The following is a 308-nucleotide window of genomic DNA, read 5'->3' on the forward strand; positions in this document are numbered from 1 at the left end:
GCCGCTCGGAACGGATGCCATAGCAGTAGCCGACGACCAGCATGCGCACCATTAACTCCGGATCAATCGAGGGGCGCCCGATGGGGCTATAGAAATCTGCCAGGTAGGCGCGCAGATCACTGAGATCTAAGCACTGGTCGATGCTGCGCAGGAGGTGTTGGGCCGGGACGTGATCTTCCAGATTGAACGAGTAGAACAGGCGCTGCTGTCCTCCCGGTAACTGCCCCATCATGCTGTTCGCCCCCGCGCTCGCTGACAGGGCAATTCTGCCGAAGGCATGGGGAAGCAGCTACTTTTTCAACAGAATC

1 protein-coding gene is annotated in these 308 nt (G+C 58.8%); it reads right to left on the reverse strand.

Translation table 11 applies throughout. The features are described from left to right. Positions 1-232 (reverse strand): transposase (locus CXP40_RS23585; RefSeq protein WP_177429713.1); only part of this gene is annotated, 232 nt, incomplete at its 3' end. Positions 233-308: the final 76 nt, after the last annotated feature.

The organism is Pseudomonas sp. YY-1 (assembly GCF_002843095.1).
Taxonomy (GTDB): Bacteria; Pseudomonadota; Gammaproteobacteria; order Pseudomonadales; family Pseudomonadaceae; genus Aquipseudomonas; species Aquipseudomonas sediminis_A.